This is a genomic window from Streptomyces atriruber (assembly GCF_001418325.1).
Classification (GTDB): domain Bacteria; phylum Actinomycetota; class Actinomycetes; order Streptomycetales; family Streptomycetaceae; genus Streptomyces; species Streptomyces atriruber.
On record NZ_LIPN01000162.1, the window covers coordinates 1 to 5766 of the forward strand.

Annotated in this window: 4 protein-coding genes and 1 pseudogene; all 5 read left to right on the top strand. The window is 69.6% G+C overall.

Going from position 1 to position 5766, the window contains the following annotated elements; translation table 11 throughout:
* The first annotated feature begins 160 nt into the window (after positions 1 to 160).
* Complete coding sequence (locus AOK03_RS17955; RefSeq protein ID WP_055566298.1) at positions 161 to 1000, top strand: DUF8175 domain-containg protein; 840 nt, start codon at positions 161 to 163, stop codon at positions 998 to 1000.
* Positions 990 to 2339 (top strand): energy-coupling factor transporter transmembrane component T family protein, encoded by a 1350-nt coding sequence (locus AOK03_RS17960; RefSeq protein WP_055566299.1) that lies wholly within the window; start codon positions 990 to 992, stop codon positions 2337 to 2339. Before AOK03_RS17955 ends, AOK03_RS17960 begins: the two co-directional genes overlap by 11 nt.
* Positions 2336 to 3895 carry an SCO6880 family protein gene (locus AOK03_RS17965; RefSeq protein ID WP_055566300.1) on the top strand — a complete coding sequence of 520 codons (1560 nt, stop codon included), beginning with the start codon at positions 2336 to 2338 and terminating at the stop codon, positions 3893 to 3895. Before AOK03_RS17960 ends, AOK03_RS17965 begins: the two co-directional genes overlap by 4 nt.
* Positions 3896 to 3943: 48 nt before the next feature.
* Entirely contained in the window at positions 3944 to 5344 is a 1401-nt protein-coding gene (locus AOK03_RS17970; protein WP_055566301.1) for an ATP-binding protein, read from the top strand.
* Positions 5334 to 5766 (top strand): annotated as a pseudogene (locus AOK03_RS17975) (type VI secretion protein); the annotation flags it as partial. The gene AOK03_RS17970 and the pseudogene AOK03_RS17975, both read left to right, overlap by 11 nt.

Here is a 5766-nt window from a genome sequence, read left to right on the forward strand (position 1 = left end):
CTGTCCCCCCTCTCCCCCACCCGTCCGTCGTGCCCACCGGCTGAGGTTGCAACTCCCTGATGTCGAGTCACCACACCGCGCCCGCGCGGGAACCAGCAGGGCTACCGTCATACGTGTCCTACGAGACGGTCCAGCGAGAGGTTGAGGGGGCGTACGCGGCATGAGTCCCGACGACGACCGGAACGACGGCCTCTTCGGCGGCTCTGGAGAGACCCGGACGCGGCTTCCCGAGGGGGAGGGCGGGGACGACGTCTACGGCGCCCGCAGATCCACCCGACCCGGCCGCGGCTCCTCCCGCAGCCTCGTCACGGTCGTGGGCGTCGTGGTCCTCCTGATCGCGGCGATCGCGTTCGCGAACCGTGGAGGGGACGACTCCTCTTCGGCCGACGGCGACGGCAAGAAGCCGGATGCGTCGTCGACGGCGGCGACGGGGGAGAAGCCTGTCCGGGGCAAGAACGGGGGGATTCCCTCCGGCTTCGCGCACGACGAGCAGGGGGCGCAGAGCGCGGCGTCCAACTATGCGGTGTCCCTGGTCTCGGCCGACATCCTCAAGCCCGACCGCCGGGCTGAGATCGTCAGACAGCTCTTCGTCTCCGACAAGGTGAACGCGCTGCAGGAGAAGTTCGACAAGACGTATTCCAAGGAGTTCCTGGACAAGATCGGCCTGGACGACAAGGGCAACCCCGCCCCCGGACAAACGTATGTGTCGCGCACCGCGCCGGTGGGCACCAAAGCGACGGCGTACTCGGACAGCGCGGCAACCGTAGAGGTCTGGTGCACGGGCGCCTTCGGCACAGCCGGCCAGGACACGACCAATCCGGTCAGCAACGACTGGTTCACGCTGACGCTCAAGCTGCGGTGGGTAGACAACGACTGGAAGGTCGAGAGCTTTCAGTCGAAGGACGGCCCCGCTCCCGTGAACGGCGACAACAAGATCTCCACCGCCGATGAGATCGCCAAGGCCGTCCAGGAGTACGGAGGGTTCACGTATGCCCGTTAGCAGTCACGCGGTGAAGCTCACGGCTGCTGTCTCTGCCGTCCCGGTCGCTGTGGTCCTGCTGGCCTCGCGTGCCTACGCCGCGCCGGAACCCAAGGACGAGCGGTGTGACCTCATCGTCGGCCCCGCCAAGAAGTACTGCGAAAAAGGCCAAGAAGGCAGCAGCGGTGGCGGCAAGTACCCCACCGATCCCCCGCTGGGGGACACCCTCGACCCCCTCAGCTCCCTGGCAAAGGGCTGTGCCGACGCCGCCTCCTGGACCGTCGACAAGCTGTCGGACGCCGTGAAGGAGACCGCGAACGTCGACTTCACGAACCCCGAGTTCCTGCAGCAGTACGCCGTCGTCTTCGCCGCGTCGACCGTCCTGACGCTGCTCCTGTGGCTGCTGGCCGTGGCGAAGAGGGCGGTGCGGGGCGTCCCGCTCACCACCGCCCTGTCCGAAGCCATCGGCTTCCTCTGGCTCACCGTCCTCGCCTCCGCCTTCACCCCCCTGATCCTGTACACCGTCGTCTCCGCGACGGACGGCGTCACGGACGTCATCGCGAAAGCGACAGGTGGTCAGACGGACACGTTCTTCGGGACGTTCTCGGGCGCGCTGAAGAAGGGCGAGGACATCGGGGGCGGGCCGATCATGCTGATCGTCGTCTCGCTCGTGTCGATCCTCGCCGCGGGCGTGCTCTGGCTGGAGCTGGTCATCAGGGCCGCACTCCTCTACGTAGGAGCGCTCCTCGGCACCGTCGTCTACGCAGGCCTCGTCGACAAGAACCTGTGGACGCACGTCCGCCGCTGGGCGGGCATCATGATCGCCGTCATCCTCGTCAAACCGATCATCGTGATCGTGCTGGGCCTCGCCGGAGCGCTCTCCGCCGACGACGGTCCCGACTCCTTCTCCGCGGTCGTCTCCGGGCTCTCGATCATCCTGCTCGCCATCTTCGCGAGCGCCATGATCTACCGCTTCGTGCCGGGCTTCGGCGACGAGATCGCGAACTCCCGCAACAACCGCATCATGCGCGGCGCCGAGAACAAGGCCGCCGCCGTGATCAGCTCCCCCGCCTCCCTCGTCTCGCAGGGCATCAAGACCCACAGCGCCCGCGGCAACGGGAACAGCGGCGGCGGAGGCGGGGGCGGGAACAGCCAGGCCAGGCCCGCCAACCCCGCAAGCGGCGGCGTCGCCGCACACAGCAGCCGCGGGTCCTCCGGCGGCGGCTCCTCCAACGGCGGCGGATCTGTCCCCTCCGCCGCACCCCCGCCGCGCAGCGGCGCGACGAACACCCCGCACGCGGGCCATCGCGGCGGTTCAGGCAAGAGCAGTACCAACCGCACGGGAGGTGAAGGGCGTTGACGACCCAGTCCCACGTGTCCCAGCCGGTCGCGCCCCGCCGCACATATCTGATCGGCCGCGCCCGGCCGAACGCCATCGTCGGCAAGAACCGCGAGACCGGGGAAATCGCCCTGATCATCGTGGGCGCCTTCCTCGGCATGATGTGCGGGCTCCTCGTCCCCGTCCTCTCCCTGCGCATCGTGCTGCTCACCGGCCTCCCGATGCTCGCCATCGCGGCCGTGTACGTCCCGTACAAGGGCCGCACCTTCTTCAAGTGGTTCGAGATCAACCGGAGTTACAAGCGCTCCCTGAAGCGCGGCACCGCCTACCGCTCCGCCGCGCCCGAGTCGGGCATCCGGCTCGACGGCCGCGAGGTCGAGATCGGCCCGCCGCCCGGCATCGGCCGCATCAGCTGGCTGGCCGCGCCCTTCGGCCCGGACGAGATCGCCGTGCTGCTCCACGCGGACCGGCGGACCGTCACCGCCGCGATCGAGATCGAGGGCCCCGGCGTCGGGCTGCGCGACAGCGAGGACCAGGAGGCCCTGGTCGACCGGTTCGGGACGCTCCTCAAGCACGTCGCCAACGGGGACGGGTTCGTCACCCGCCTCCAGATGCTCGCCCGTACGCTGCCCGCCGACCCGGACGCGCACGCCAAGGACGTCAGCGTGCGCGGCGACTCCCGGGCCCTGCCCTGGCTCCAGCAGTCGTACGACCAGCTGCAGTCGATGGTGTCGACCAGCAGCGAGCAGCACCGCGCCTACCTCGTCGCCTGCATGCACTACTCCCGCGACCTGGCCGCCGAGGCCCAGGCGATGGCCCGCGCGGCCCGCCCGGCCGGGGGCAGGAAGCTCGACAAGGACGCCGGTCTCGCGGTCGTCATGGCGCGCGAGCTCACCGACATCTGCTCCCGGCTGCAGGAAGCCGACATCCGCGTACGGCAGCCGCTCGGTCAGGGACGGCTCGCCTCCCTCGTGCACTCCATGTACGACCCGGACCACCCCATCGACCACATCCAGGCGATGACGAAGCGCAACGCCTGGCCCGCCGAGCTCGACGCCATGGAGCCCACCTACCTCCAGGCGAAGACCCGCGAGTCCTCCACCCGCGCCCCGTGGTGCCACGCGACGGCCTGGGTGAAGGAGTGGCCGATGACGCCCGTCGGCGTCAACTTCCTCGCGCCCCTGCTCGTCCACACCCCGGACGTCATCAGGACGGTGGCCGTGACGATGGACCTCGAACCCACCGAGATCGCCATCGAGCGGATGCTCACCGAGAAGACGAACGACGAGGCGGAAGCCAGCCGCCAGGCCAAGATGAACCGCACGGTCGACCCCCGCGACATCGCCTCGCACTCCCGCCTGGACCAGCGCGGCGAGGACCTGGCGAGCGGCGCGGCAGGGGTGAACCTCGTCGGGTACATCACGGTCTCGTCCCGTTCCCCGGAGGCGCTCGCGCGCGACAAGCGCACGATCCGCGCCTCCGCCGGCAAGTCGTATCTGAAGCTGGAGTGGTGCGACCGCGAGCACCACAGGGCCTTCGTCAACACGCTGCCGTTCGCGACCGGCATCCGACGCTAGAGCGCGTGAGAGCGCTAGACGGTATCGACGTAGAGGCAGGCTGTTGAGATGCGGGATCCGCTGACCGTCCTCACGGACGCCTTCACCGCCTTCCTGTTCGGGAAGGTCGAGACGACGAGGCTTCCGGTGCGTACGTCGACGGGGCAGGCCCAGGCGGTCTACCTCCCGACGGCCGCGCCCGGCCTCGGCGACTCGGGCGTGATCATCGGTCGAGAGGTGTACTCCGGCAAGGGATACATCTACGACCCCTTCCAGCTGTACGGGCAGCAGCTGCCCGCACCGCACTGGCTGGTGCTCGGCGAGTCCGGCAACGGCAAGTCGGCGCTGGAGAAGACGTACGTACTGCGGCAGCTCCGGTTCAAGGACCGGCAGGTCGTCGTCCTGGACGCGCAGGGCGAGGACGGCGTCGGCGAGTGGAACCTCATCGCCGAGGAGCTGGGGATAACCCCCATCCGGCTCGACCCGACGGCCGCCCTGGACATGGGGATCCGGCTCAATCCGCTGGACCCGGCGATCACGACCACCGGGCAGCTCGCCCTGCTCCGCACCATCATCGAGGTCGCGATGGGGCACGGCCTGGACGAGCGGTCGGGCTTCGCGCTGAAGGTCGCGCACGCGTACGTGAACGAGACCATCGTCGAGCGGCAGCCGGTCCTGACCGACATCGTCGAGCAGCTGCGCCACCCCGAGCCCGAGTCGGCCGAGGCCATGAACGTGGCCATAGACGACGTGCGGGCGTGGGGCCTGGACGTGGCGCTGGTCATCGACCGCCTCGTCGACGGCGACCTGCGCGGCATGTTCGACGGCCCGACGACGGTCGGCATCGACCTCGACGCCCCGCTGATCGTCTTCGACCTCTCCCACATCGACCGCAACTCGATCGCCATGCCGATCCTGATGGCGATCGTGGGCGTGTGGCTGGAGCACACCTGGATCCGCCCGGACCGCAAGAAGCGCATCTTCCTGGTGGAGGAGGCGTGGCACATCATCAACTCGCCCTTCGTGGCGCAGCTGTTCCAGCGGCTCCTCAAGTTCGGGCGGCGGCTCGGCCTGTCCTTCGTGGCGGTGGTCCACCACCTGAGCGACGTCGTGGACGGGGCGGCGGCCAAGGAGGCGGCCGCGATCCTGAAGATGGCGTCCACCCGGACCATCTATGCCCAGAAGGCCGACGAGGCGCGGGCGACGGGACGGGTCCTCGGGCTGCCGAGGTGGGCGGTGGAGATCATCCCGACGCTCACGCCCGGCATCGCGGTGTGGGACGTGAACGGCAACGTACAGGTGGTCAAGCACCTGATCACCGAGACGGAACGGCCGCTGGTCTTCACCGACCGCGCCATGACCGAATCGTCGGCCGACCTCCCCGAGGACGCGCCGTCCGACGAAGCGCTGCGGGCGGCGGAGCTGGAGGCGGAGGAACGGGCGGCTTACATGGAGCAGCATGCGGGATGAGTGGGAGCGGGACCGGTCTCCTCGCGGACGCGGTCCCGACCGGGGCGGACGCCCCGAACGCGGCGTTCCCGACGGGCTCTTGGTCGCGTTCCTGGGCTTCCTGATCGGGGCGACGGTCCTGGTCTGGTCGGCGACGAACCTCGCCGGCCGGTTCGCGCAGGGCGCCTGGCCGGAGAAGGTGTCGTTCGGTCATACGCCGCCCGCGGTGCGCCACCTGGTGGGCAATCCGCAGGACGTGGCGGGCGCGTGGCCGGAGACCCCGGCGGACCAGCTCTCGGGGTACGGGCTGTTCTGGGGCCTGTTCATCGGCCAGCTGATGGTCCTCATCGTGATGACGGTCTTCGTCATGGGGACGGTGACGCGGTGGAAGGCGGTGCGCAGGGCCCGGCGGGCGGCGATGGGTTCGGGGGCCGGGGCTCCGG